The organism is Roseomonas sp. BN140053 (assembly GCF_047690175.1).
Taxonomy (GTDB): domain Bacteria; phylum Pseudomonadota; class Alphaproteobacteria; order Acetobacterales; family Acetobacteraceae; genus Roseomonas.
This window is the reverse complement of sequence record NZ_JBLLEB010000026.1, coordinates 1-25862: the sequence shown is the minus strand read 5'-3', so window position 1 is coordinate 25862 and position 25862 is coordinate 1. Positions and strand designations below refer to the sequence as shown.

Below are 25862 nucleotides of genomic sequence, written 5' to 3'. Positions count from 1 at the left end.
CCGGCCCGGGGCGATGGTCCAGGGCCCACGCCGTCACAGGCGGAACACCTCCAGCGAGGCGGGGTGGAACAGTTCCTCCGGTTGCAGGCGGCGGGCGGAGAGTCCCTGCGCGTGGTGCGCCGCCAGGAAGGCGTCCAGCACGTGGCGGTTGGGCTCGAGCCCATAGCTCCAGAAATCGTCGCCCATCAGCGCGCGGGCGCGGCCCAGCTGTTCCTCCACGAAGGGCAGCGTGACCTTGGTGGCGGCGGTGTTGGACAGCCTGGCCATCGCCACCGACTTGGCTTCCTCGAAGGTCTTGAACAGGGCGCCGGGCAGGTAGCTGTGCCGCTCCGCCACGTCCCGCCGGATGCCGAGCAGGTGCATGATCGGGAACATCCGGTGGTTGCGATACCAGTCGGAGGCCACCGCGATCGGGTCCTCCCAGAGCCGCCCCACATGCGGATGGCCCTGCTCGAAGCAGGACGGGGCGCGGGGGCCGACCACCGCGTCCAGCGTGCCCTCCGCGAGGGCCGAGGAGATGGTCTGCCCGGCCGGCAGGCTTTCCAGCCTGACCTCGGGCGGCAGGGCCAGGGCGATCTTCTCCTCGCGGTCGGGGTGCTCGTAGCCGCCCCGCACCCAGGTCACGTCGGCGGGCGAAACGCCGTACTCCTCCAGGATCATCCGCACCCAGACATTGGCGGTGAGCTGGTATTCCGGCACGCCGATCCGCCGCCCCTTCAGGTCCTCCGGCCGCGCGATGCCGCGATCCGTGCGGATATACACGGAGGTGTGCCGGAAGGCGCGGGAGGGAAAGACGGGGATGCCGACATAGGGGCAGTTCCCCGCGGCGGTCTTCACCGTGAAGGAGGAAAGCGACAGCTCGCAGATGTCGAAATCCGCGAACTTGAAGGCGCGGAAGAAGATTTCCTCCGGGTCGAGGATGCTCATCACCGGATCGACGCCGTCGATCTGCACGGTGCCGTCCGCGATGGGACGGATGCGGTCGTAGTCGCCGATGGCCAGCGACAGGGGAAGCTTCGACATGATCCGTTCCTCGCTTTACCCGTTCGCCTTGCGCGGCGCGCTGGCCGCGGCGGCGAGGATGGCGATGGTGTCCGTTTCCGCCGCGGCCGCCGAGGCATAGCGCGGCTGCGTGGTCACGAAGGGCGCGGCGGCGTCGTGCGGGCTGTAGATCTCGAGGAAGAACCGGCCGGAGGCCTCGTCCTTGCGGGGTTCGATGCGGATGAGCGACACGATTCGTCTCCTGCTATTCCGGCCTGATGCCGGCAGCCTCGATGATGGCCGCGTTGCGCGCCTGCTCGGCCACCTGGAAGCGGGCGAAGTCGGCGCTGCTTTCCGCGATCGGCTCGCAGCCGAGGTCGGTCAGGCGCTGGACCACCGCGGGGTCCCTCAGCGTGGCCGAGACGGCCCTGTGGATCTCCGCCATCCGCCCGGCGGGCAGGCCCTTGGGACCCCAGATCGCGGTCCAGCCGTCGAACACCATCTCGGGGAAGCCGATCTCCGTCATGGTCGGGACATCGGGCAGGATGGCAACGCGCGCCCGGGCCGTGACGGCATAGGCCTTGAGCTGGCCGCCGGCGATGAGCGGCTGCACGGCGCCGAGCGGCGCGATCATCACCGCCACCGCGCCCGAGATCACGTCGTTCACCGCCGGCGCCGTGCCGCGATAGGCCACGATCGTGAACTCCGCGCCCAGCTTCTGCCCCAGCGCCGCCGCGCCGATCTGCCCCACCGAGCCGAGGGTGGAGCCGGCAAAGGAATAGCGGCCCGGCTCGCGCTTCAGCGCGTCGATCACCGCCCGCACCTCCGTTTGCGGCATGGCGGGGCCGCCCACTAACACATAGGGAATGCGCACGGTCCGGAGCACGGGCGTGAAATCGGCCAGGGAGTCGAAGGGCACGCCGCGCTGCACGTATTTCAGCAGGATGTGCACCTCGTTCGAGTAGAGCAGCGTGCTGCCGTCCGGCGCGGCGCGCGCCACCTCGCCCGCGCCGATCGCGCCGTTGGCGCCCGAGCGGTTCTCGATCACCCAGGTCTGGCCCAGCCCTTCCGCGGCCGGGTTGGCGATCAGCCGTCCCGTCACGTCCGTGGTGCCGCCGGGCGCATAGGGCACCACCACGCGCGCCACGTTGCGCGCCTGCGCCGTCGCGCCGGTGGCGCGCAGGCCGGTCGCGGCGCCGAGGCCGAGCATCAGGCCCGCCCGCCGCGTCAGGGTTCGCTCTGCCATGCTGGATGTCCTCCTTACCGCGCCGCGTCGTCCGGCTGATGGTGCAGCGCGATCTCCCGGCCTTCCCGCGCGGATTGCAGCAGGGCGAGGCAGAGCTCGGTCGTGGCCATGCCCCATTCGCCCGAATGCAGCGGCGGGATGCCGTGGACCACGGCGGCGAAGAGCTCGTCCACCACCTCGGCCCGCGCGACGGCGGGGGGCGGCAGCGCCTCGAAGCGGCGCTCGCCATCGGCATAGACCATCACGCCGCGCGGGGTGGGGCGAAGATCCGCGCCTTCCAGCGAGGCGATCACCAGGCCGAAATGGTTGTGGGCGGGCGGCGGCGGCGCCCGGCGCGCCTCGGCGGCATCCAGCGTCAGCCCGTAGGCGCGCCGGTTCTTCAGGGCCGCTTCCTCCGCGCGGGAGGACACGCCGCGCAGCGCCAGCCGTGCCTCGCCGTAGCGCGCCGGGTCGCGCGGCAGGCCCATCTCCCCCGTCCAGTCCTGGAACTCGTCCGTGTCGAGATGGGCGTGGCCGTTATAGGTCAGGCTGGCGGAAAGCCCGTCGCCGAAGTCGATGAAGCCCTGATAGGCGCCCTCCGTGCCCCGGGCGGGGTCCCAGACGGAAGCCGCGGCGCGGATGGAACGCGCGGGGCGGCCGGCGAGCAGCCGCACCACCTCGATCTGGTGCGGTGCCTGGGAAAAGATGGCGCCGCCGCCCTGCTCCGTGTCCAGTTCCTCGGGGCGGCGGGGGCGGTACAGGTAGTCGGTGAAGTTCATCGCCGTGATCATGCGCGGCGCGCCGAAGGCCCCGCTGCGGATCATCTCCCGCGTCCGCAGATAGGGCGCATCGAAGGAATGGCTGTGCCCGACCAGGAGGTGGATGCCGGCCCCGCGCGCCGCGGCCACCATCGCGGCGCAATCCTCTAGCGCCAGCGCCATCGGCTTTTCCACCAGCACGTGCTTTCCCCGCGCCGCGGCGGCACGCAGGTGGGCGAGGTGGAACTGGTGGGGGCTGGCGACGTAGACCGCATCCACTTCCGGATCGGCGCAAAGGTCTTCGGCCGCCGCATGCGTGCGGGAGCCGGGGAAATCCGCGCGGAAGCGGTCCAGCGCCTCGGGCCGCGGGTCGCAGGCGGCAGTCAGGCGCAGGCGCCGGTCGTGCACCAGCGTCGGCAGCATGAGCATGAAGGCCCGGCCGAGCCCGATGACCCCAAGGCGGATCACCTCACCCGCCACCGTCAGAGGTCCAGCACCAGCAGATCGGAAGTGGCGCGGCTCACGCAGACCATCAGGCTGGTTTTCCGCTCGCCCTCGGTCAGCACGAGGTCGCGGTGGTCCACCTCGCCTTCGCGGTAGCGGGTACGGCAGGTGCCGCAGGTGCCGCTCTCGCAGGAGGAGGGGGCACGCTGCCCGTGCGCGCGCAGCACTTCGAGGATGGTGGTGCCGACGGGCACTTCCAGCTCCGCGCCGCTGGCGGCCAGGCGGATGCGGAAGGGCTTGTCGTCGGGGCGCGGCCGGACGAGGTCGGAGCCGAAATCCTCGAAATGCACGGCCGTCTCGTCCCAATGGCCGGTCATGTCGCGCACGGCATCCATCAGCGGCCGCGGGCCGCAGCAGTAGATATGCGCCTCCGTCGGTTCCTCGAAAACCGGCCACAGGTCGAAGGCCTGGGCCGGATCGCCCTCGTCGTGGTGCACCGTGACGTGCTCCGCGAACTCCGCGGCGCTCAGCTCTGGCAGAAAGGCGGTGAGCCCCGGGCTGCGGGTCAGGTAGTAGAGGTGCCAGGGCTTGTCGCCGCCGGCGGTGAGGTAGCGGATCATGGACAGGATCGGCGTGATGCCGATGCCGCCGGCGACGAAGATGAACGCCGGGGCGCTCGCATCCAGCTCGAAGAGGTTGCGCGGAACGGACACGTCCAGCGTGTCGCCGGCCTGCACGCCGTCGATGAGCCCGACGGAGCCGCCGCGCCCGCCCGCTTCCCGCTTCACGGCGATGACGTAGCGGTCCCGCTCATGCGGGTCGTTGCTGAGGGAGTAGTTGCGCATGGCGCCCGAGGGCACCTTCACCGAGAGATGCGAGCCGGGGGTGAAGGGCGGCAACTCGGAACCGTCCGGGTGCCGCAGCTCGAAGAGCTGGATGCCGTCGGCCGCCGCCTCGCAGCGCGTGACGCGCAGGGACATCAGCTCGGTGCCGTCCTGATCCAAGGGCAGTCCCTTTCTGTTCCAGCGCGGGGAACACGGCACACACTTAGAATACTAAGGATTATCCATCAAGTGGCAGGTGCTGCGGTCCTCCGATGATCCAGAACCCGCCTCGCTTCCCGCCCCAGGATACCATCGGGACCCGGAGGCGCTGGCCAGGAGGAGACTTCCATCCCCTTAGTAAACTAACTATATCGGCGTCGCCATGCCTTTGGAGGACCCAGCGGATGCTGACGGCCGAGGAGAATGATCTGCTCACGCGCGTCGAGGGCCATGCCCCGATGGGCCGCCTGATGCGCCGCCACTGGGTCCCCGCCCTGCTGTCCGAACAGGTGGCGGAGCCGGACGGCAAGCCCGTGCGCGTGACGCTCTTCGGCGAGAGGCTCGTGGCCTATCGCGACACCAATGGCCGCGTCGGCGTGCTCGGCGAGATGTGCCCGCATCGCAAGGCGTCGCTCGCCTTCGGCCGCAACGAGAAATGCGGGCTGCGCTGCCTGTACCATGGCTGGAAGATCGACGTGGACGGCAACGTCACCGAGATGCCCTCCGAGCCCAAGGGCAGCGGCTTCGCCGAGCGTGTGAAGCACAAGAGCTATCCGACGCGCGAGGCGGGCGGCTTCGTGTTCGTCTTCATGGGCGCGCCGGAGGACATGCCGGAATTCGAGCCCCCGCCCTGGGCGCCGACCCCCGAGGCGCATGCCGCGATCGTCCGCATCGACCTGCCCTGCAACTGGGCCCAGATCATGGAAGGGCAGATCGACAGCGCGCATTCCTCCTCCCTGCATTCCTCGGACATGCGGCCGGCGCGCGGCGAGGCGGAGGCCAAGGACACCCACTGGGTGCGCCCTTCCACCGACAAGAACCCGCGCATCCAGGTGCAGGTGACGAATTACGGCATGCGCTACGCCGCGATCCGCCGGCCGATCACCGAGGCGGCGGTGAAGGACTACGTCCGCATCACGACCTTTGTTGCCCCTTTCACGGCGCTGATCCCGCCCAACGCAACCTACAACGTGGCCACCGTGATCGTGCCCAAGGACGACCAGAACAGCTACTTCCACTTCATCGCCTGGCACGAGAGCCGGGAAGCGATCTCCACCGCGGCCTGGCGCAAGTTCTGCGTCGTGGAGGTGGGGGTGGACGTGGACGAGAACTTCCGCCCGATCAAGCGGCACGCTTCCAACGACTACCTGCAGGACCGCGCGTGGATGAAGAGCGGCGACAGCTTCACCGGCATCCCGGGGATCCCGAACCAGGACATCGCCATGTGGGAAAGCATGGGCCCGATCGCCGACCGCACGAGCGAGCGGCTGGGTGCCAGCGACATCGCCGTGGTGCAGTTCCGGCGCATCATGCTGGACGCGCTGGCGCGTTTCGAGGAGGGGGGCGAGCCGATCGGCCAGACGCGCGACAAGCTGCCGCAGGCGAAGCTCCGCTCCTACCAGGGCGTGGTGCCGAAGACCGAGGACTGGCGCAAGCTCGGCGCTTCGAAGGAAGAGGTGCAGTACCTCGACGGCATGGAGCCGGACGAGACGGAACGGGAGATGGCCGAGGCGGCCGGCTGAGAGCACGGCTGCCGCGGCCCTGCCACGGGAACCGGGCGAGCTTTGAGCGGCCGTTCCGGGGCGCCCGGTCCCGCCCGCGGGACCCGCGGCGGGGCACCCATGTTCCCCCCGTCCCGAACCGGGCCTAAGCTCCGGGCGGATGGAAACGACGCTGATCCTGCTGGGGGCCGGGCTTCTCGCAGGCGCCATGAACGCGGCCGCGGGCGGCGGCTCCTTTGTCACCATTCCCGCCATGGTGCTGGTGGGGCTGCCCGCCCTGTCCGCCAATGCGTCCAGCACCATCGCCCTGTTGCCGGGCACCCTGGCCAGCGCCTGGGCCTGGCGCGACGAGTTCCGCCCGCTGGACGGCATCCCGCTGCGCGTGCTGCTGCTGATCAGCCTCGTGGGCGGGCTGGTGGGGGCGGTGCTGCTGCTGGTGACGCCGACGCGCGCCTTCGACGGGCTGCTGCCCTGGCTGCTGCTGGTGGGCACGCTGGCCTTCGCCTTCGGCCGGCAGCTCGGCGCCGCGCTGCGCCGGCGGGTGCGGATCGGGACGGGGGTGGTGCTGGCGGCGCAGGTGCTGCTCTCGGTCTATGCGGGGTATTTCGGCGGCGGCGTCGGCATCATGATGATGGCGATGTGGAGCCTGCTGGGCGACATGGACGTGCGCGCCATGAGTGCGGCCCGCACCCTGCTGGTCAGCGTCGCCAATGCCGTGGCGGTGGTGTGCTTCGCCCTGTTCGCGCCCGTGCACTGGCCGGAAACCCTGCTGATGCTGGTGGGCGCCGTGGTGGGTGGCTATTTCGGCGCACGGCTGGCGCGGCGGGTGCCGGCGGAGCGGCTGCGGCTGTTCATCATCCTGTTCAGCATCGCCACCACGATCGGGTTCTTCTGGCGCGCCTGGAGCTGAGGCACGGGGCAGCACGGGCACGGAACCGCGCCCACCGCGCCGCGGCACTGGCCCATCACCGGGGGCGCGGCCAGGCCATGGCGCGGGCGCCCGTCGCACTTGTTTCCCACCCGCTGGAATTCTAGCGTCCGCGCCGGTCTGGAGGCGGAACGATGCCGGACTACCTCAACGAGGACCATTTCAGCGTCGGGTCGGCCCTCACCTTTCCCAACGTGCAATCCTGCATGGCGGTGATCGCCACCAGCACGCTGCACCAGGGCATGGCGGGCTTCCACGCCACCCTGCTGACCACCGCGGACGAGTTCATGTCCGTGGGGCGGCGGATGACGGGCATGCTCGGGGGCCGGATCGACCGGCTCTTCCTGGTGGGCAATGTCGCCAAGCGCAGCGTGGCCGATGCAGGCGACCCCCGCACGGTGTTCGGCGCGCCGTTGCGCAGCACCTTGCGCGAAGCCTTCGGCTACCGCGGCAGGATCACCTACGAGGACACCGACGCGTATCGCCGCAGCGCGGCGGGCTCCGGGGTGGCCGTGCGGACCAGCCGCGGCGCCGCCAACAACCAGCTCCGCATCGTCTATGCCCTGCCAGGGGCCTGGAACACGGGGGCGGGCGTGCCGTGTTCCCAGTTCCAGTTCCGGGTGCAGAGCGGGAACGGCGCGGTGCGCATCCTGCCGCCGCGCGCGGTGCTGCACGTGGAATGCGCCATGACCGCGGTCACCGAGCTGAATCTGGCCAAGCTGAAGCACCTTTGATGCGCCTGGCGGTGCGGCCGCAGGGCTGCCTGCCCGCGCACGGCTCTTGCGGCGGTGCGGCGGGCGGCAGAAAAGCCCCGGCATGAGCGACACCCTCCCGATCCGCCGCGCCCTGCTCTCCGTCTCGGACAAGGGGGGGCTATTGGAATTCGCCCGCGCCCTGGTGGAACACGGGGCGGAGCTGCTTTCCACCGGCGGCACTGCGGCCGCGATCCGCGCCGCCGGCCTGCCGGTGAAGGATGTCAGCGAGCACACCGGCTTCCCGGAAATCCTGGACGGGCGGGTGAAGACCTTGGTGCCGCAGGTGCATGGCGGGCTGCTGTTCCGCCGCGACGACGCCTCGCACGTGGCGCAGGCGGAGCAGCACGCGATCGCCCCGATCGACCTGGTCTGCGTGGACCTGTACCCCTTCGAGGCCACGGTGGCGCGCGGCGCCTCCTTCGACGACTGCATCGAGAACATCGACATCGGCGGACCGGCGATGATCCGCTCAGCCGCTAAGAACCACGCCCATGTCGCGGTGCTGACGGCGCCGGCGCAGTACGGCGCCGTGGTGGAGGCGCTGGCCGCCGGCGGCACCAGCCTGGCCCTGCGGCGGCAGCTGGCGGCCGCGGCCTATGCCCGCACCGCGGGCTACGACGCTGCCATCGCCGCATGGTTCGCCGGGCAGGAAGGCCAGGAATTCCCGCCGCGGCTGAGCCTGCCGGGCGTGCTGCGGCAGACCCTGCGCTACGGCGAGAACCCGCACCAGCGCGCCGCCTTCTACACCGATGCCACGCACCGCCGGGGTATCGCCACGGCCGAGCAGGTGCAGGGCAAGGAGCTGAGCTTCAACAACCTCAACGACACGGACGCGGCCTTCGAGGCGGTGGCGGAGTTCGAGGCGCCGGCCATCGTGATCGTGAAGCACGCCAATCCCTGCGGCGTCGCGATGGCGGACGACCTGGCGGCCGCCTGGGACAAGGCGCTGCGCTGCGATCCGGTCTCGGCCTTCGGGGGCATCGTGGCGGCCAACCGCGTGCTGGACGCAGCCGCCGCCGAGAAGATCGCGGCCATCTTCACCGAGGTGGTGATCGCCCCCGACGCCGATGCCGAAGCGCGCGCGGTCTTCGCCCGCAAGAAGAACCTGCGCCTGCTGCTGACCGGCGGGCTGCCCGACCCGGCGGCGCCGGGAACCGTGTTCCGCTCCGTGTCGGGCGGCTTCCTGGCGCAGTCGCGCGACAGCGGGCGGGTGTCGGTGGCGGAACTGCGGGTGGTGACCAAGCGCGCGCCCACGGAGGCGGAGCTGGCCGACCTGCTCTTCGCCTTCCGGGTGTGCAAGCACGTGAAGAGCAACGCCATCGTGTATGCCAAGGGCGGCGCCACGGTGGGCATCGGCGCGGGGCAGATGAGCCGGGTGGACAGCGCCCGCATCGCCGCCTGGAAGTCGGCCGAGGCGGCCAGGGCGGCGGGGCTGGAGGCGCCGCTGGCCCAGGGCTCGGTGGTGGCGTCGGACGCCTTCTTCCCCTTCGCCGATGGTCTGGAGGCGGCGGCGGCGGCGGGCGCCACGGCGGTGATCCAGCCCGGCGGCTCCGTGCGCGACGCGGAGGTGATCGCCGCGGCCGACGCGGCGGGGCTGGCCATGGTGATGACAGGGATGCGCCACTTCCGCCACTGAGCGCCGGAAACCCCCGAAAAAGGAGGGGGATCGGGGGAGTTCACTCCCCCGACCTTCTTCCGTCATGGCGGCGGCGGCCCGCAGCCGGCCGCTTCCCCTGCCAGATGCCCGCCCTGCCTTGCTACGAGCGGTGAAATCCTGCGAACCTCGTTGCGAGGGCGGACACAGAGCCGCCGCGATGAAGCAGGGAGGCGTGCATGGCGCTGGCGATCCGCCGCGTGGTCACCGGACATGATCCGCAGGGTAAGTCGGTGGTGCGGTTCGACGAAATCTCGGACAACATCGTGTCCGGCCGTCCGGGTCAGGCCGGCTGCGTCATCTGGACCACGGAATCCGTGCCGGCCGACAATGACGGGAATGAGGACGCCGCCCGCCGGGCGGTCGGCACCAGCCTCGACGCGGGAACGGTGTTCCGCGTCGTCGAATACGCGCCCGGCGTGACGCCGCGCAACCACCGCACGGATTCCATCGACTACGCCGTGGTGATCTCGGGCGAGATCGACATGGCGCTGGACGACACGGAAGTGCACCTCAAGGCCGGCGACGTGCTGGTGCAGCGCGGCACCATCCACAACTGGATCAACCGCGGCACCGAACCCTGCCGAATCGCCTTCGTGCTGGTGGGGGCCAAGCCCGCCACCGCCGGCGGAAAGCCGCTCGCCGCCACCGGCTAGGGCCGCGGCGGCCAGGGAAAACCGCGAGCAGGGAAGCGAGAACAGCAGAACGAAGGCATCGGACATTCACGGCCAGGACCCGCAAACGGGCCGGCCGCGCTTCGGGGAGGAAAGTCATGTTGAGGCGAGTCTTCTTGGCCGGTGCGGGCGCGCTCGGCTGCGCCGTGCTCGAGACCGGGCCGGCGCGGAGCGAGGACTACCCGTCCCGCCCCGTGCGGATCATCGTTCCCTTCGAGGTCGGGGCGCCCGACACCATCGCGCGCCTCGTGGCGCAGCAGCTGGGCGCCCAGCTCGGCAAGCCCTTCGTGGTGGAGAACCGGCCGGGCGCCAACGGCACCATCGGCGCCAACCTCGTCGCGAAGTCGCCGCCCGACGGCTACACGCTGCTGGTCACCTCCAGCTCCTTCGCGGTGAATCCCAGCATGTACCGCAACCTGCCCTTCGACACGCTGGGGGATTTCGCGCCGGTTTCCATGATCTGCTCCACGGAAGCGCTGATCATCGGGGTGAACCCGGCGCTGCCCGTGCACAGCCTGGCCGATCTGGTGCGCTATGGCCGGCAGCACGGCAGCGAGCTGATGTACGCCTCGCCCGGCGTGGGCAACGGGCTGCACTTGGCGGCGGAGATGATCAACTTCCGCACCGGGCTGCGCATGGTGCACGTGCCCTACAAGGGCGCCGGCCCGGCGATCACGGCGCTGCTGGCGGGCGAGGTGCAGGTGATGTGCCTGACGCCGCCGCTGTCGCTGCCGCATATCCGCGCCGGCAAGATCCGCGCCCTCGCCTATACCGGCCGCCGCCGCGCCGCCTTCCTGCCGGAGCTGCCGACGGTGGTGGAGGAGGGGATGCCCGAGCTGCAGATGGATGGCGGCTGGTACGGCATGCTCGCCCCCGCCGGCACCCCCGCGCCGATCCTGGATCGCCTGCAGGCAGAGGTCGCGGCCGCGGTGGCGCTGCCCGCCATGCGCGAGCGTCTGGACGCGCTGGGCCTGCAGCCCGGCGGCAGCACGGCGGCCGAGTACCGCAGCGTGCTGGTGGATCAGGTGCGCAGCTACGCCGAGCTGGTGCGGGCGGCCGGCATCCAGCCGGAATAGCGCCGGGGCGCGCGCCGGCAGGCGCCGCCGAAGGGACAGCCGGGACACAAACCGGCACGTGCTGCTTCGTCGATCGTGCTCGACGGGGCTTGGGGAAAAAGGGAAGGCCTCGCCATGCCACTCGCCGAAGTTCGCGGCATCCACATCAACTACGAGGTGATCGGGGAAGGGGGTGCCTGGGTGTCGCTCTCGCCCGGCAGCCGGCGCCCCTATGACGAGCTGGTGCCGATCGCCCGGGCCCTGGCCGCCGAGGGGCACCGCGTGCTGCTGCACGACCGGCGCAACTGCGGCGCCTCCGACGTCGCGATCGAGGGCGAGGAGTCCGAGTACGAGATCTGGGCCGACGACCTCCACGCGCTGCTGCAGCATCTCGGCGCCCGCTCGGCCTTCGTGGGCGGTTCCTCGGCCGGCTGCCGGCTGGCCATCCTCTTCGCGCTGCGCCATCCGGAGGCGGCGAAGGGGCTGCTGCTCTGGCGCGTCACCGGCGGGCACACGGCGGCGGAGCGCCTGGCCGAGACCTACTACGGCCAGTTTATCGAGGCGGCGCGCCGCGGCGGCATGGCGGCCGTCTGCGACACCGAGCATTTCCGCGAACGCATCGAGGCGCGCCCGGAAAACCGCGCGCGGCTGATCGCGATGCGGCCGGAAGAGTTCATCCGCGTCATGTCCCATTGGAAGGACTACTTCACGCGCGGCGCCGACCAGCCGGTGATCGGCGCCAGCGAGGCCGACCTGCGCTCCATCCGCGCACCGGTGCTGCTGGTGCCCGGCAACGACGTGATCCACACGCCGGTGACGGCCGAGGCGGTGGCGCGGCTGTTTCCCCGCAACGAGGTCCACCACGTCGTGGCCCAGGGACGCGGCCCGGGTGGCGGGCTGCTGGAGGACTGGGACCGGGCCGAGTGGAAGGCGGCGGAGGGCGAGTTGGCGCGGCTCTTCGGCGATTTCATCCGGCGGGTGGAGGCGGCCCCCGCCGAAACCGCCGGAGCGGGCTGAGCGGGGCGCCGCCTGGCCGGGTCGCCCGGGAAGTGAAGCGCCGTTCCGCCCGGGGCCCTGGGCAACGGGGCGTCGTCCGGCTCAGGGACGCGGGGAGCGAGGCATCGTCCGGCCGGGCGCATTTGAGGAGAAACCGTCCCCGCCGGCCCGGAGCCACGCCGGAGGACGGCGCCCGCCCGGGAGGGTGATCGCGGCCGGAAGGGCGGCGCGAACACCGCACCGCCGGGCGCCCTGGCGCGTTTCTCCCCTGCGTGGCGGGGCCTGCGCGCCGCGGCGCGTCCGTGATAGGCCGCGCCCCGACACGCGATCATCGAGGAGTTTCCGCCATGGCAGGCGAGCAGCGGGGGCCGCAGCGGGGCGGGCGTCCGGGGGGGCATGGCGGCGGCCGGCCCGGCGGGCGCGGGGGACAGTTCCGCAAGCCCAAGGGGCGGCCGCTGGACGGCTGGTTGATCATCGACAAGCCCTCCGGCATCGGCTCGACGGAGGTGGTGAACCGCGTCAAGCGCGCCTTCCAGGCGCAGAAGGCGGGCCACGGCGGCACGCTGGACCCGCTGGCCACCGGGCTGCTGCCGGTGGCCTTCGGGGCGGCCACCAAGACCGTGCCCTACGTGATGGACGGCACCAAGGCCTACCACTTCACCCTGCGCTTCGGCGAAGCCCGCGACACCGATGACGCGGACGGGCAGGTGACGGCCACGGACGACGCCCGCCCTACGGACGAGGCGATCCGCGAGGCGCTGCCGGCCTTCCGCGGCGACATCATGCAGGTGCCGCCGGCCTATTCCGCCCTGAAGGTGGACGGGCAGCGGGCCTATGATCTGGCGCGGGAAGGCAACGCGCCTGTCCTGATGCCGCGCCCGGCCCGGGTGGACCTCTTCGAGCTGATCGAGCGGGTGGATGCCGACACCGCCATCTTCGCGGTGGAGAGCGGCAAGGGCGTGTATATGCGCGCCCTGGCCCGGGATCTGGCCCGGGCGGTGGGAACGGTGGGGCACATCGCGGCGCTGCGGCGGCTGCGGGTGGGGCCTTTCCACGAATCCCACGCGGTTTCGCTTGACAGCGTGACCGCAACGGGCGATGGCCCGCCTCCTTCCCCGGACCTCCTGCTCCCCGTCACGACCGCGCTGGCCGACATCCCGGCTCTGGCCGTGACCGAGGCGGAGGCCGCCCGCCTTTCCTTCGGCCAGGACCTGTCCCTGGTGGAGTTCATGGGCCGGGTTCCGCCCGCCGCCAACCCCGATGGGGGCCTGGTGCGCGTGCTGGCGGGGGGGCGCCTGGTGGGCTTGGGCCTGCTCTCGGACGGCTTGTTGCGTCCGGAGCGGTGGCTGACCCAGGGCGTTCCCGTCCACGACCAACCGGAGTCCTCCGATGTCGATCACCGCTGAGCGCCGCAGCGCGCTTATTGCCGAATACGCCCAGAAGCCCGGCGACACGGGCTCGCCCGAAGTGCAGGTCGCGATCCTGAGCGAGCGCATCTCCAACCTCACCGAACACCTGAAGACCCACGCCAAGGACTTCCATTCCCGGCGCGGGCTGCTGGTGCTGGTGGGCCAGCGGCGCGGGCTGCTGGACTATGTGAAGCGCAAGAACCAGGGCCGCTACGAGTCCCTGATCGGGCGGCTCAACCTCCGCCGCTGAATGGCATCGGGCCGCCATCGGCGGCCCGTGCTGCGAGCCGGCCCGTGGGCCGGTTCTTCGGGGGTATGGATCGCCAGGGCACTGCCCTGGACCCCCGGGGCGAGGGCGAAACCCTTGCCCGATCTGCAAGATAGGACCTCCCCGGACCCTGCGATGACGGGCATCCGGATCGTGGCGGCCCCCGGCGCGACCCTGGCCGCAACTCCTCCTCGCGGAGCGCTCCTGGGGTCGAGGAGTTGAAAGCCCCTCGCGGGGGAGCCCGAGGGGGCGGAGCCCCCTTGGCCGCGGCCTGAATATTCTGGCGCCGCCGGCCGGCATCAGCCCAGCAGCGTCTCCAGCCATTCCAGCCATTGCCGCGCCGACAGGTTCCAGCCACCGGGCACCGGCGCCATGGGGAAGCTGCGCGCGTAGGCGGCCTCGGCGTCGGGCTGCCGGAGGAAGCGGCGGATGTCGTCGCGGGTGGCCGCGATGGCCGCGGCGGGTTCCACCGACCGGAAGCGGGCTACCACCTCCGGCAGGTCGGCATCCTCCTCCGCCCAGTCGAGGTGCATGTAGGCGTCCAGGAAATGCGCCAGGGCGGGGAAGGGGTCCGGGTCGGGCATGGCGGGCGCCGTTCTCAGGGCACGGGAAAGGCGGTGAGCACGAAGTAGATCCGGCCCTGCACCGCCGTCTTGCGCAGCACCACCCGCAGCTTGGTCATGTCCTGCAGCGCGCCGGTGGCCCGCACCACGCCGCGCCCCACGACCTGCCCGGCATCCTGGGTGAAGGCCTTGGTGGCGCCGGGGGCCGCGGTGTGGGCCCAGCTGGCGATGTCGGCGGCCCTGGCGCGCATCACCTGGCTGACGAAGCGCTCGGCCTCGGCCAGGGAGCGGAAGGTGGTGGCGGCGGGGATCTTGGTCTCGGCCGCGAGGCGGGCGCGCAGCTGCGCCTCGGTGCGGCCGACATGGCGGGCGATGGTGTGGCCGCCGGCAGCCTCCTCCGCCGCCAGGCTGAGCCGGCCGCCGCGCACCGCCAGCGCCCGGGCGGCGCCCACCGCGCCAGCCACGAAGAGCGGCACCAGCATGTCCACCACCATGCCGGTGGTGTCGGCCTGGTCCGGGCTGGCGCCCATGGCACGCGCCGCGGCGGCCACGGCGGTGTGCGTCATGGTCACCGTGCGCTGCCCGGTCCAGACCTGCTGCAGGCCGGAGGACACGTTGTCGGCGCCATGCAGCCCCAGGGCCACGCCGCCGGCCTTGGTGATCATGGTGGGTTCGGGCGTCAGCAGCAGGCCGGCGGAGCCCACCAGCTCCAGCCCGCCGCCCAGCACCGTCACCGCGCCCCAGAGCCGGGTGCCCAGGGAAGCGCTCTCGCCCAGGGTCGCGCCCTGCAGCACGGCCGCGAGCTGCACGGGGGACAGCACGACCTGGAGGCCGTCCTCCTCACTCACGGTGGTGGATCCGGACAGCGGCGGCTTCCTTTTCGGGGGCGGTGACGGAGCCTTGCGGGCTAGCGCTGGCGGCGGGCGGATGCAAGCGGGGGTGGAACGATCGCGGCGCGGGCGGGCGGCGGGAGGCAGGGGGCGCGGGGGTGCCCGACCGGCTGGACGTTCGGGCGGTCGGGAGGCGGGGGACCGCAGGTTGACCGGGCGGTGGCAGGGCGTCCAGCGAGCAGCGGGCGGGCGCTGGGGCGAGGGCGGTGGTGGCCAGCGCCGGGGTGATGGCCGGCCTTGGGGTCAGGCTGCGGGCAGGCGCACCACGAAGCGGGCGCCGGCCACGGCGCCGTCGGGGCTGCGGCGGTTCTCGGCGGTGATGCGACCGCCCAGGCCTTCCACGATCTGGCGGCAGATGCTCAGGCCCAGGCCGGAATGCTGGCCGAACTGCTCGCCCTGGGGGCGTTCGGAATAGAAGCGGTCGAAGATGCTTTCCAGCTTGGCCTCGGGGATGCCGGGGCCGGCATCCTCGAAGCTCACCTCCACCACGGCGCCGGTGCGGCGGGCGCGCACGGTCACGGTGTTGCCCGGCGGCGAGAAGGACAGGGCGTTGCCCAGCAGGTTGCGGAACACCTGCACCAGCCGGCCTTCCACCCCGCGCACCACCAACCCCTCGGGCGGGGCGTCCAGGGTGACGGTGGGGCTGCTTTCCTCCGCGCGGGTGGCGTCGTGCAGTTCCGACAGGGTGCCGAGGATGGGGGCCACGTCTACCGGCTCGGTCGCGGTGCGGGAGAGTTCGGCATCCACGCGGGACGCGTCGGCGATGTCGCCGATCAGCCGGTCCATGCGCACCGCGTCCTGGGCGATGATGGCCAGCAGGCGGGCGCGGCTGTCGGGGTTCTCGATCCGGCGCAGGGTTTCGATCGCGGAGCGGACGGAGGTGAGGGGGTTGCGCAGCTCGTGCGCCACGTCGGCCGCGAAGCGCTCGTTGCTGTCCACCCGGGCCCAGAGGGCGGTGGCGGCTTCCTGGAAGGAGCGGGCGAGGGTGCCGATCTCATCCTGGCGGGCCATCAGGGCGGGGGGGATGGTGCCGGCGCGGCCCTTGCCCTGGCGCATTTCCCGCGCGGCCTGGGCCAGCCCCAGGATGGGCGAAGCCAGGGTGCGGGCGAGATAGGCCGAGAGCGCCACGGTCAGCGCCAGGGCCAGGCCGAACAGCGCCAGCACGGAGCCGCGGATCTGCACCAGGCGGCCGTCGACCTCGCGCGCCTCGCTGGTCAGCAGCACGATGCCGACGGGCTGGTTGGCGCGGGTGGCGGGTTCGGCGACCGAGACCAGCAGCCGGCCATCGGCGGTGCGGCGGACATAGGGGTTCACGCCGCCTTCCAGGGCGAGCTTCAGCTCCTCCGCCCGATCGGCGGCGGTGCCGCCCTGGGCGTTGCCGCCGAAGCCGGGCTGCCAATCGAAGGAGGGGGCGTCGGGGCCGATATCCACCACCACGTCGTCCGGCGCCTTGGGCGCCCCCCAGCGCAGCAGCCAGGTCACCAGCCGGTCCGCGAGGCCGCCCACGGCGGAGGGCGGGTCGGGCGGGGGCAGGGGTTCGGCCACGATGTTGCCGCCCGCGCCTTCGCGCACGCGGCTGTCGGCCACCAGCAGGCCGGTGTTGTCGAACAGCTTGGCCTGGGTGTTGGGGGCGGGTTCGGCCAGGCGGCGCAGGAGGGGGCGGGCCTGTTCGGGCACCAGCACGGGGCGGTCATTGTCCAGGCGCACCGCGGCCTCGGCCACGCCGTTGGCGTAGATGCGGGCCTGGGTGCGCAGCCCCGCGACCTCGGCCGCCAGAAGGCCGTTCTGGTACTGGTCGAGGTAGAGCAGCGAGGCCGCGAGCAGGAAGGGAGGCAGGGCGTTCAGCAGCAGGATGCGGCGCAGCAGCGGGGAAACGCGGCGGTTGCGGCCGCGGCGTTCCAGCAGGACCACCGGCGGGGGCGGCTGGGTGATGACGGTTCCGTCGGGCACGGAAGGGGCCTCCGCTGGAGTGCCGGGAGGTTAGCAGGCAGGCGGGGGCAGTGTCGTGTGGGCGGTGTGGCGGGACGAAGGCGGGGCGGGTTCGCCTTACTTCCTTACCATCTTACTTCCTTACCGCGGGGGTGCGGTTCGGGGTGTTTTGCCCGTAGGAAGCGTATCATTTCAGCGGGTTGGGAAGCAAGCGACGCGTGCGATGTGGCATTTTCGCGCGTTTGTGCCATTTCGGGGCTGGCGTGCCACGTCCTGCGGTGGTGGGCGCCCTCCTGGCCGGTTCGGACGGTAGGTGCGGCCACAGGTTTCAGGGCTGGCCGGGTCCCTGCCCCCTAACAGCCATGATGGCGTGCTTGCGGCTATCCACGAGGACGCGGATGCAGACTTCCTCCGCCGCGAGCCGGCGCAGGAAATATCGTGACCGCCGATAATTCGCGAGCTTTCCACAAGGTTGGCAGTCACGGTACGGCGGACGGCCTGGGCGTAGTTGCGGCAGCTATTCAGCGCCCCATCCTGCAAAAGGTATTTCTCCGTTGCAGCCTCTTACTGGAATTGGCCCATTTGCCTCCGAGAAACGGCGAGCACGAGCCTAACGCCGAGGTTTGGTAAGTATCCCAACATTCGCCGCTCCCGAGCGAAGATATACGCCAAATCTAAGTAATCGCTAAACTCTACCATGGCTTTTTGCAAATTGTGCCATGATGCTCTTGTGATCAAATGATGTTAATTGCCACGCTTCTCTATAAGCGGTGACCCAAGAAACGGCCAAGCCACTCGAGTTGGCTCGGCCGCAAAGCATCCTAACAAGTTAGAGTCGCGCTCTTAACTGACACACTTGACACAGCCAGGAGCAGCGGCCGCCACACATGCGATAAGCGCCGGGCCAGTAAGGGCACTACATGCAGCGACGGCTGCGGCACAGCCTACCCATTCGAGAGGGTTGCACGATTGCTGCACCAATCCTTCTTGGCGAGGGCGCATCAAGGTCACGCTCGCTTGATCGACGCCGTGCCTTATGCCAGGCGAATAGGTGGGGAGGCGCATGAAAAATCTCTCCTTTAACTGAGGTTTGAGACTACGGGCAGAGTGGACTTTCAACACCCTGACATTGGCAACCAACAAAAGGCAAACACACCTTCACCCCGCAACAACCTGCCGGGCTCAAGGTTTCAGAGCTACCGGAACGTGCTTCCGGTGAGCGCACATCTGAGTGCGTTGTCTGCCTCGCTACAGTGGGCATCTGGATTGGAAGTTTCATTTCTGTTCTCCTTTCGTGCGTTGACTAATACTCGTACCAGATAACAGGCTCGCCAATGACGACCGGTACCGTGTCACTTACATCGATCGTCAGCCTAGCCAGGAGCGGCGCCGTTCCGATCCTGTCTCGAGGATTGAAGAACGTTAGTAGTACGTCATAGTATTCGCTGCCAGGGCGATTTAAGGGGCTCCGTTCAGCAGATACATCCTTCAGAGTAAGACCTTCTCTGCCAGCATCCACTATCACGTTGCTGACATTGAAAGCATTTGTGGCGGCGGCATTCAGAGCCCGTTCCTCCGGCGTTATGCCGCGATTCCTGATTCTGAAGAAAATCTTTCCGAGGAAACGATCAATTTCCCGCCTGATTTGATCTTCAGGAAGTTCGGACGCTTCCTGGGTGCGAGCCGCCACGAGAGCATCAGTATACCGCGTATGCTCCCAACTGAACATTCCTCGAAGATCGGGAACTAGGATGTCTACCATCATGCCATCGTAAAGTTGCATCTGCCCCGCAATTACGCCTGGGACGGAAACAAACTCAACATCCTGATCCGACCATTCCTCGACGAGCCACTTGTAGGTTTCTGCGGCGAATGCGCCCATTGGGACAATCGCGTACATCGGCACTTCACTGCGAGTTAGTGTCCAGACTACAGCTTGTGCCTGATAAGGATTTGCCTGCATCAAGGAGCGAAGAGCTTCGTCTGTTATGGACTTTAGGTCGCCTTCACGCGTCCCATTGACAGTACGCCAAATAGAATCTCGTCTAGCTGCGGTAGTGAAACTTACGGCTAGGCGGCCAATTGCGTAGACAAGTTGGGGGCGCTTTGCTCCCTCGCAAGTGCATTTTGTCCCCTTCTCAGCTTTGTTGGCACAACTGCAGCCACAATCGGCAGGAACAATGCCGTCAGGGGCGAAAGGATGGAAGGAAGAAACGGCGTTCACGCTCAACGGCTCAAGGAGAGCGCCTTTTAGGGCTGGTTGGCTGTTCTGGCTGAGGTCAGTTGTGTGCGAGGCCATGGGCATCTCCGGGTTGCAATCTGATGCAAAGCCACTGGATAGATTGTTGAACGCGCTCTCGACGTTGAGAGTTCCCCTCAAGAATGGGGCGCATAATTCTGTGCTCTCAGGCCGACACGGATCACATGTACCAAGGAGGACGCGCTTAATGCGCATTCCATCTGGTTTTTCCCCGCGCTTGAGGAGAAAACTCATGAGGAGAGCACTTATTCCGGCAACAACAGCAGAGGCGAAACTTGTGCCTGTGTTCCGACAGACCCCGCCGTCAACGCAGGCTCCTGGAATGGCAAGACCAGGCGCGATTAACCCCTCGGATCGATGACTTTGCCCCCAATTACTAATTGGAAGTGGGAGCTTTTCCGAGTCGTGTGCGCCTACTGCTAGAACGCCTGATATGGATGCGGGTATTGTGTCGCAGGAACATCCTTGATTGCCCGCTGCGGCGATAATGAGGATGCCGCGGTTCGTTGCGGCTTCTACCGCCATCAGAAGGTCAACTGAAACATCAGCTGCATCTAGCAGCTTCGAGGCACTTATATTTATTATATGAGCTCCTAGGTCGGTGGCTTTGTTTATCGCTTCAGCTAAATCGCTTTGTGAGCAGGGTAGAACATATCCGTTCCCATCTTTAAATATCTCGATATTTAAAATTGTGCATTTGGGGGATAGCCCCGGGATATTACCTGCGGCTGTTCCGGAAAGAATCGAGGTGACCAATGTGCCGTGCTCACTTGCACCTGCCGGTAAGATACCAGCGCCTTCGAAAAGAGCTGGATCGACCGGTCCGTCAAGCACAGCGACGCGCACGCGAGGGTCACCCTTTGTGGCGGCCCACAGTTGCGAAAGTCCGGGAAGCCGTGCTTCCCACTCTGTCGTTAGTTCCAACGACACCCTCACCAGAGATGAAGCGACGTTACGAAACCACAATTTGTTTTCGTAACGCTACCAGAATTTTCCTGCTCCTGAGATTTTCCGGGATGGTGGTACTGATGGCTGCAATCAAATAGCTGGCAAGAACAGTTGCGTCAGGGACATCGACCGCTCCGAATCAACGGCTAACACAGAAGCGAAACAGCCAAGTATACTAGCGGTGCTGCAATATCTGTTTCTGCTTCCACTTCAGAATAATCATCAAAATTGCAACGCAGAAAAGGGCTAGTCTAGACAGATCAAAGCAGTACTATTTCTTTGCCTGTTTTGGTCAGATTTTGGGCTTGTCACACTCTCTGGTTACGGTCTTGACGCCTCTTCTTCTGCGTCCCTCCGAGTGGCACACCTCCTCCACGTCACCCGAGGCCACTCGCCATGCCCCACTACGACCTCCTCCTCCGCAACGGCACCTGCGTCCTGCCCTGGGGCGCCGAGTCGACCGATATCGGCGTCCGGGACGGCCGCATCGCCGCGCTGGGGGACCTGCGCACCGCCTCCGCCGCGGAAACCCTGGACTGTTCCGGCCTGCACATCCTGCCCGGGCTGATCGACCCGCATGTCCACCTGCGCGACCCCTGCCAGGGCACCGGGGCGGACAACAGCGTCGAGACGCTGGAGAGCGGCACGCGCGGCGGCGTGCTGGGCGGGCTGTGCGCGGTGTTCGACATGCCCAACACCTCGCCGGCCATCACCGACCGCACCACGCTGGACAACAAGCGGGACTACGTGGCCGGGCACGCCTGGTGCGACCTGGGCATCTACGTGGGCGCCACCAAGGGCAACATCGCCGAGCTGCCCTCGCTGGAGCTGCAGCCCAATGTCTGCGCGATCAAGGTCTTCGCCGGCTCCTCCACGGGCGACCTGATGGTGGAGGACGATGCCAGCCTGGAGGCGGTAATGCGCGCCGGCCGCCGCCGCATCGCCTTTCATTCCGAGGATGAGTTCCGCCTCCAGGCCCGCAAGCCGGAATTCGCGGGGGGCGGCCCCTACGCGCTGCACGCGGAATGGCGGGACGTGGAATGCGCCTTCCTGGGCACGCGGCGGCTGATGGCGCTGGCGCACAAGACCGGGCGGCCCGCGCATATCCTGCACGTCTCGACGGCCGAGGAGCTGGACTACCTCAAGGACTACCGGGAGCTCGCCACGGCGGAGCTGCTGGTGAACCACCTGACCCAGGTGGCGCCGGACGCCTATGACCGCCTGGGCGGCTATGCCGTGATGAACCCGCCGATCCGGGACGAGCGCCACCGGGAAGCGGCCTGGGCCGCGGTGCGGGACGGCACGGTGGACTGCATCGGCTCCGACCACGCGCCGCACCCGCGCGCGGCGAAGGAGCGGCCCTGGCCCGCCACGGCGGCGGGGCTGACGGGGGTGCAGACGCTGGTGCCGATCATGCTGGACCACGTGGCCGCCGGGCGGCTGAGCCTGGCGCGGCTGGTGGACCTGATGAGCGCGGGGCCGGCGCGGGTTTATGGCGTGACCGGCAAGGGGCGGCTGGCGGCGGGGTATGACGCGGACTTCACGGTGGTGGACCTGCGACGGCGGCGGACGATCGAGGACAGCTGGATCGCCTCGCCCTGCGGGTGGACGCCCTTCGCGGGCATGACCTGCACGGGCTGGCCTGTCATGACCATCCTGCGCGGCGAGGCGGTGATGCGGGAGGACGAGATCCTCGGCGCCCCGCGCGGCGCGCCGGTGCGCTTCGCGGAGGCGCGCGGCGGGGAAGGGTAGCGGGGCCGTCCGGGCCGGGGGGGCGCCGCTCCCGGGGTTCTCCGCCGGGGCTGCCCGGCTTTCTCGGGAACCGTAACGAGTTTTGCCGCGCCCGACGGGGCGATGTAGCCTTCCGGCCCGCGCCCGGTCGCCCGCACCGCGCGCCGCGCCGGGACCCCCGGGGTCCGCTGCCGGAGCAGGAGAGAGCATCCATGAAGCCCGTCGCCGCCGCCGCGCCCCTCCTCTGCCTGCTCGCCCCGGTCGTGCTCGCGCCGGCGCCGGCGCGGTCGCAGGAATGGATGACGCCGTGCCGGGTGGCGCTGATCGAGGGGTCGGAAACCGAGGGGCTGCCGAGCGAATTCCGGGTGGAGGTGACCGAGGGGCGGGTGAGCCGCCTGTTCACGCGCGGGGGCGGCTACGACACCATCGCCCCGATGGAGCCGGTTCCCCACACGACCAGTAGCAGTTACGGCTTCTCCATGGAGTCGCCGGCCGGGTCGCGCGAGGCGACGGACTGGCAGTTCCGCCTCGTCACCGTGGAGGAACCCGGCATCTTCCTGGTGGAGCGCTGGAGCGGACGGGTCTGGACCGAGCGGCGGCAGAACTGGGCCGTGCGGCTGCGCTGCGTGCCCGGGGTGCCGTAATCCGGGCTCCCGCGCTTTCCCGCGGGCCGCGCGGCGCCACACCCCAGCCGTGCCGACTCCGCGTGACGGGAATCCGCCGGGCCTGCTATGGGGCCGGCGCATGACCTGGGTCGATGGCGTCCTGTTGCTGGTGCTCGCCGTGTCGGCGCTGATCGCCTATTCGCGCGGCCTGGTGCGGGAGGTGCTGGGCGTCGGCGCCTGGGTGGGGGCGCTGTTCTTCGCCTTCCTGCTGCTGCCGGGGATGCGCTCGGCGCTGGCCACGGCCGTGCAGCCGGACTGGCTGCGGGACGTGGTGGCGGTGGGCGGGGTCTTCGTGGTGGCGCTGATCGTGCTGAAGCTGGTGATCTCGGCCGTTGCGCGTCGGGTGCAGAATTCGGTGCTGGGCGGGGTGGACCGGGCGCTGGGCACGGTGTTCGGCCTGGCCAGGGGTGCATTCCTGGCGGTGGTCGCCTACATCGTGGGCGGGCTGTTCCTGCCCTCCGCCGATCGCTGGCCCGAGCCGGTGCGCGATGCCCGCGCGCTGCCCCTCGTGGCCGACGGGGCGCGGTGGCTGGCGGCCAGCCTGCCGCCCGATTACCGACCCCGGGTGCCGGACGCGCCGAACCGGCCGTTGCCGCCCATGGAGGACCTGCTGCGCCCGCCGCCGCGCAGCCGGACCTGAGGACCGCTTGAGCATGGATGTTTCCACCAATCCCCACGCCCGGACCGAGGACGACGCCTTCCACGAGGAATGCGGCGTGTTCGGCGTGTGGGGCGCCCAGGATGCCGCGGCGCTGACCGCGCTGGGGCTGCACGCGCTGCAGCACCGCGGGCAGGAGGCGGCGGGGATCGTGTCCTTCTCGGGAGAGGGGCAGTTTCACGCGCACAAGGGGCGCGGGCTGGTGGGGGACACGTTCAGCGACGCCAAGGTGATGGCCTCGCTGAAGGGGCACGCCGCGATCGGGCACAACCGCTACGCCACCACGGGGGAGTCGGCGCTGCGCAACGTGCAGCCGCTCTATGCCGATTTCGAGTTCGGCGGTTTGGCGGTGGCGCATAACGGCAACCTGACCAACGCCTTCGCCCTGAAGCGGGCGCTGGTGCGGCGGGGCTGCCTGTTCCAGAGCACGACGGATTCCGAGGTCTTCGTGCACCTCATCGCCATCAGCCTGTATTCCACCGTGCTGGACCGGCTGATCGACGCGCTGAAGCAGGTGCAGGGGGCCTATTCCCTGGTGACGCTGCATGACGGCGCGCTGATCGGGGCGCGCGACCCGCTGGGCGTGCGGCCGCTGGTGCTGGGGCGGCTGGGCGGGCCCGAGAGCAACGCCTGGGTGATGACCAGCGAGACCTGCGCCCTGGACATCGTGGGCGCCGAGTTCGTGCGCGACATCGAGCCGGGCGAGGTGGTGATCGCCGACGCCCAGGGCCTGCGCAGCATCAAGCCCTTCGGCCGGCAGCAGGGGCGGTTCTGCATCTTCGAGTATATCTACTTCGCCCGGCCGGATTCCGTGATCGAGGGCACCTCCGTCTACGACACGCGCAAGCGCATCGGGGCGGAGCTGTCGCGGGAATCCGGCGTGCCGGCGGATGTGATCGTGCCGGTGCCCGACAGCGGGGTGCCGGCGGCGATGGGCTACGCGGCGGAAGCGGGCATCCCCTTCGAGCTGGGGATCATCCGCAACCACTACGTCGGCCGCACCTTCATCGAGCCCACCGATCAGATCCGCCACCTCGGCGTGAAGCTGAAGCACAGCGCCAACCGGGTGATGATCCAGGGGCGGCGCGTGGTGCTGGTGGATGATTCCATCGTGCGCGGCACCACCAGCAAGAAGATCGTGGAGATGGTGCGCCAGGCCGGCGCCTCGGAGGTGCATATGCGGATCGCCGCACCGCCGACCACGCATCCCTGCTTCTACGGCATCGACACGCCGGACCGCGACAAGCTGCTGGCGGCGAACAACTCGGTGGAGGAGATGGCACGTTTCATCGGGGCGGACAGCCTGGCCTTCATCTCGCTCGACGGGCTGTACCGCGCCCTGGGCAAGCCGGGGCGCGACCCGCGGGCGCCGAGCTTCTGCGACGCCTGCTTCACCGGCGACTACGCCATCCCCCTGACCGACGTGCAGGAGGACCCGGCGCGGGTGCCCTCCCTGCTGATGGCGAACGGCGCGTGAGCCAGACCCTGGTGATCGACCCCGCCCAGCCCGAGGCCACCGGCACCGGGCCGCAGCCGCTGGCCGGGCGGGTGGCGCTGGTGACCGGCGCGTCGCGCGGCATCGGCGCGGCGGTGGCGGTGGAGCTGGGCCGGCTGGGCGCGCGCTGCGTGCTGGTGGCGCGCTCGCAGGGCGGGCTGGAGGAGACGGACGACGCGATCCGCGCCGCCGGCGGGGAAGGGGCGGTGCTGCTGCCCTTCGACCTCGGCAAGGGGGCGGAGCGGATCGACGCGATCGGGCCCTCGATCGTGGAGCGCTTCGGGCGGCTGGACATCCTGGTGCACGCCGCGGGCGTGCTGGGGGCGCTGACCCCCGTGGGGCACATCACCCCGCGCGACTGGGACGAGGTGGTGGGGGTGAACCTGACCGCCGCCTGGCGGCTGATCCGCACCTGCGACCCGCCGCTGCGCGCGGCCGAGGCCGGGCGGGCGGTGTTCCTGACCAGCGCGCGGGCGGCGGAGCCCAAGGCCTACTGGGGGCCCTTCGGCGCCAGCAAGGCGGGCATGGAGCACCTGGTGCTGACCTGGGCGCAGGAGGTGGCGGGGTCGCCGCTGCGGGTGAACCTGTTCGACCCCGGCGCGGTGGCGACGCGGCTGCGCGCCACGGCCATGCCGGGCGAGGACCCGGCGACGCTGCCCACGCCCGCGCAGGTGGCGCCCGACGTGGCGGCGCTGTGCCTGCCGGGTGAGGGCCGCCAGGGCGCGGTGGTCCGGCGGTAAGAAAGCCGGGGGAAGGTATTCCCCCGGACCCCCATCTATTTTCGGGAGTTTGGGGTGCCGCAAGGGCACCCCAAACTCCCGAAAAAAGGAGGGGGCTCGGGGGAGTTCACTCCCCCGACCTTATGCCGGCGCGCTTATGAAGTGACTTTTCCAATCCAGGGATAGCTAGTGAGGGAGCGGAGGCGATCTGGCGTCAGGGCATTCCAGGCTTGGCAGCAGGCGTCGACGATGGCGGCGTTGCTGTGGAGCAAGCGATGGGAGAGAAAGCGCTCGCGCAGGTAAAGCCAGACG

Annotated in this window: 23 protein-coding genes; 14 read left to right on the top strand and 9 right to left on the bottom strand. The window is 69.7% G+C overall.

Translation table 11 applies throughout. The annotated features are described in order from the left end of the window. Positions 1 to 33: 33 nt before the first annotated feature. From ACLIBK_RS18915 to ACLIBK_RS18895, 5 genes are read right to left on the bottom strand one after another with little or no spacing between them, the layout of a single operon-like run. Positions 34 to 1023, bottom strand: a complete 990-nt coding sequence (locus tag ACLIBK_RS18915; protein ID WP_415388852.1) for an ABC transporter substrate-binding protein — start codon at positions 1021 to 1023, stop codon at positions 34 to 36. Positions 1024 to 1038: 15 nt separating this feature from the next. Continuing rightward, positions 1039 to 1233 (bottom strand): hypothetical protein, encoded by a 195-nt coding sequence (locus tag ACLIBK_RS18910; protein ID WP_415388851.1) that lies wholly within the window; start codon positions 1231 to 1233, stop codon positions 1039 to 1041. A 13-nt stretch (positions 1234 to 1246) separates the two neighbouring features. Further along, positions 1247 to 2227: a Bug family tripartite tricarboxylate transporter substrate binding protein gene (locus ACLIBK_RS18905; RefSeq protein ID WP_415388850.1), complete on the bottom strand. Its 981-nt coding sequence runs from the start codon at positions 2225 to 2227 to the stop codon at positions 1247 to 1249. Between the two features lie 14 nt (positions 2228 to 2241). Further along, positions 2242 to 3432 (bottom strand): Gfo/Idh/MocA family oxidoreductase, encoded by a 1191-nt coding sequence (locus ACLIBK_RS18900; RefSeq protein ID WP_415388849.1) that lies wholly within the window; start codon positions 3430 to 3432, stop codon positions 2242 to 2244. Positions 3433 to 3446: 14 nt separating this feature from the next. Further along, positions 3447 to 4412 carry a PDR/VanB family oxidoreductase gene (locus tag ACLIBK_RS18895; protein ID WP_415388848.1) on the bottom strand — a complete coding sequence of 322 codons (966 nt, stop codon included), beginning with the start codon at positions 4410 to 4412 and terminating at the stop codon, positions 3447 to 3449. Positions 4413 to 4636: 224 nt separating this feature from the next. Between ACLIBK_RS18895 and ACLIBK_RS18890 the strand changes: the two genes are divergently transcribed. From ACLIBK_RS18890 to rpsO, 9 genes are all read left to right on the top strand, one after another. After that, positions 4637 to 5974 carry a Rieske 2Fe-2S domain-containing protein gene (locus tag ACLIBK_RS18890; RefSeq protein WP_415388847.1) on the top strand — a complete coding sequence of 446 codons (1338 nt, stop codon included), beginning with the start codon at positions 4637 to 4639 and terminating at the stop codon, positions 5972 to 5974. Between the two features lie 139 nt (positions 5975 to 6113). Then, positions 6114 to 6863, top strand: a complete 750-nt coding sequence (locus tag ACLIBK_RS18885; RefSeq protein ID WP_415388846.1) for a sulfite exporter TauE/SafE family protein — start codon at positions 6114 to 6116, stop codon at positions 6861 to 6863. A gap of 152 nt (positions 6864 to 7015) precedes the next feature. Further along, positions 7016 to 7615 carry a hypothetical protein gene (locus tag ACLIBK_RS18880; protein WP_415388845.1) on the top strand — a complete coding sequence of 200 codons (600 nt, stop codon included), beginning with the start codon at positions 7016 to 7018 and terminating at the stop codon, positions 7613 to 7615. 82 nt (positions 7616 to 7697) lie between these two features. Continuing rightward, on the top strand, positions 7698 to 9272 hold the full coding sequence (gene purH / locus ACLIBK_RS18875) for a bifunctional phosphoribosylaminoimidazolecarboxamide formyltransferase/IMP cyclohydrolase (RefSeq protein ID WP_415388844.1): 1575 nt from the start codon (positions 7698 to 7700) through the stop codon (positions 9270 to 9272). 197 nt (positions 9273 to 9469) lie between these two features. Next, entirely contained in the window at positions 9470 to 9946 is a 477-nt protein-coding gene (locus ACLIBK_RS18870) for a cupin domain-containing protein (RefSeq protein ID WP_415388843.1), read from the top strand. Positions 9947 to 10062: 116 nt separating this feature from the next. After that, entirely contained in the window at positions 10063 to 11040 is a 978-nt protein-coding gene (locus ACLIBK_RS18865) for a Bug family tripartite tricarboxylate transporter substrate binding protein (RefSeq protein ID WP_415388842.1), read from the top strand. Between the two features lie 114 nt (positions 11041 to 11154). Then, positions 11155 to 12036: an alpha/beta fold hydrolase gene (locus ACLIBK_RS18860; protein WP_415388841.1), complete on the top strand. Its 882-nt coding sequence runs from the start codon at positions 11155 to 11157 to the stop codon at positions 12034 to 12036. A gap of 326 nt (positions 12037 to 12362) precedes the next feature. Next, entirely contained in the window at positions 12363 to 13421 is a 1059-nt protein-coding gene (gene truB, locus ACLIBK_RS18855) for a tRNA pseudouridine(55) synthase TruB (RefSeq protein WP_415388840.1), read from the top strand. Continuing rightward, positions 13405 to 13674, top strand: a complete 270-nt coding sequence (gene rpsO, locus ACLIBK_RS18850) for a 30S ribosomal protein S15 (RefSeq protein ID WP_415388839.1) — start codon at positions 13405 to 13407, stop codon at positions 13672 to 13674. Before truB ends, rpsO begins: the two co-directional genes overlap by 17 nt. 317 nt (positions 13675 to 13991) lie before the next feature. On the opposite strand, the gene ACLIBK_RS18845 is transcribed toward rpsO, so the two are convergent. From ACLIBK_RS18845 to ACLIBK_RS18830, 4 genes are all read right to left on the bottom strand, one after another. Continuing rightward, positions 13992 to 14276: a contact-dependent growth inhibition system immunity protein gene (locus ACLIBK_RS18845; protein WP_415388838.1), complete on the bottom strand. Its 285-nt coding sequence runs from the start codon at positions 14274 to 14276 to the stop codon at positions 13992 to 13994. Positions 14277 to 14290: 14 nt separating this feature from the next. Next, complete coding sequence (locus tag ACLIBK_RS18840; RefSeq protein ID WP_415388837.1) at positions 14291 to 15103, bottom strand: RNase A-like domain-containing protein; 813 nt, start codon at positions 15101 to 15103, stop codon at positions 14291 to 14293. 285 nt (positions 15104 to 15388) lie between these two features. Beyond that, positions 15389 to 17095 (bottom strand): stimulus-sensing domain-containing protein, encoded by a 1707-nt coding sequence (locus tag ACLIBK_RS18835; RefSeq protein ID WP_415388836.1) that lies wholly within the window; start codon positions 17093 to 17095, stop codon positions 15389 to 15391. Between the two features lie 1282 nt (positions 17096 to 18377). Then, a complete protein-coding gene (locus tag ACLIBK_RS18830; protein ID WP_415388835.1) occupies positions 18378 to 20180 on the bottom strand; it encodes a PatA/PatG family cyanobactin maturation protease in 1803 nt (600 codons plus the stop codon). Positions 20181 to 20678: 498 nt separating this feature from the next. Here ACLIBK_RS18830 and ACLIBK_RS18825 point away from each other — a divergent pair, with 498 nt between their 5' ends. From ACLIBK_RS18825 to ACLIBK_RS18805, 5 genes are all read left to right on the top strand, one after another. Beyond that, positions 20679 to 22034 (top strand): dihydroorotase, encoded by a 1356-nt coding sequence (locus tag ACLIBK_RS18825; protein ID WP_415388834.1) that lies wholly within the window; start codon positions 20679 to 20681, stop codon positions 22032 to 22034. Between the two features lie 191 nt (positions 22035 to 22225). After that, the gene (locus ACLIBK_RS18820) at positions 22226 to 22657 is read left to right on the top strand and encodes a hypothetical protein (protein WP_415388833.1); all 432 of its coding nucleotides are present in this window, start codon (positions 22226 to 22228) and stop codon (positions 22655 to 22657) included. Positions 22658 to 22757: 100 nt separating this feature from the next. Beyond that, entirely contained in the window at positions 22758 to 23318 is a 561-nt protein-coding gene (locus ACLIBK_RS18815) for a CvpA family protein (protein ID WP_415388832.1), read from the top strand. A 13-nt stretch (positions 23319 to 23331) separates the two neighbouring features. After that, a complete protein-coding gene (gene purF / locus ACLIBK_RS18810) occupies positions 23332 to 24813 on the top strand; it encodes an amidophosphoribosyltransferase (RefSeq protein WP_415388831.1) in 1482 nt (493 codons plus the stop codon). A gap of 14 nt (positions 24814 to 24827) precedes the next feature. Continuing rightward, on the top strand, positions 24828 to 25571 hold the full coding sequence (locus ACLIBK_RS18805) for an SDR family NAD(P)-dependent oxidoreductase (RefSeq protein ID WP_415388886.1): 744 nt from the start codon (positions 24828 to 24830) through the stop codon (positions 25569 to 25571). Positions 25572 to 25862 lie beyond the last annotated feature (291 nt).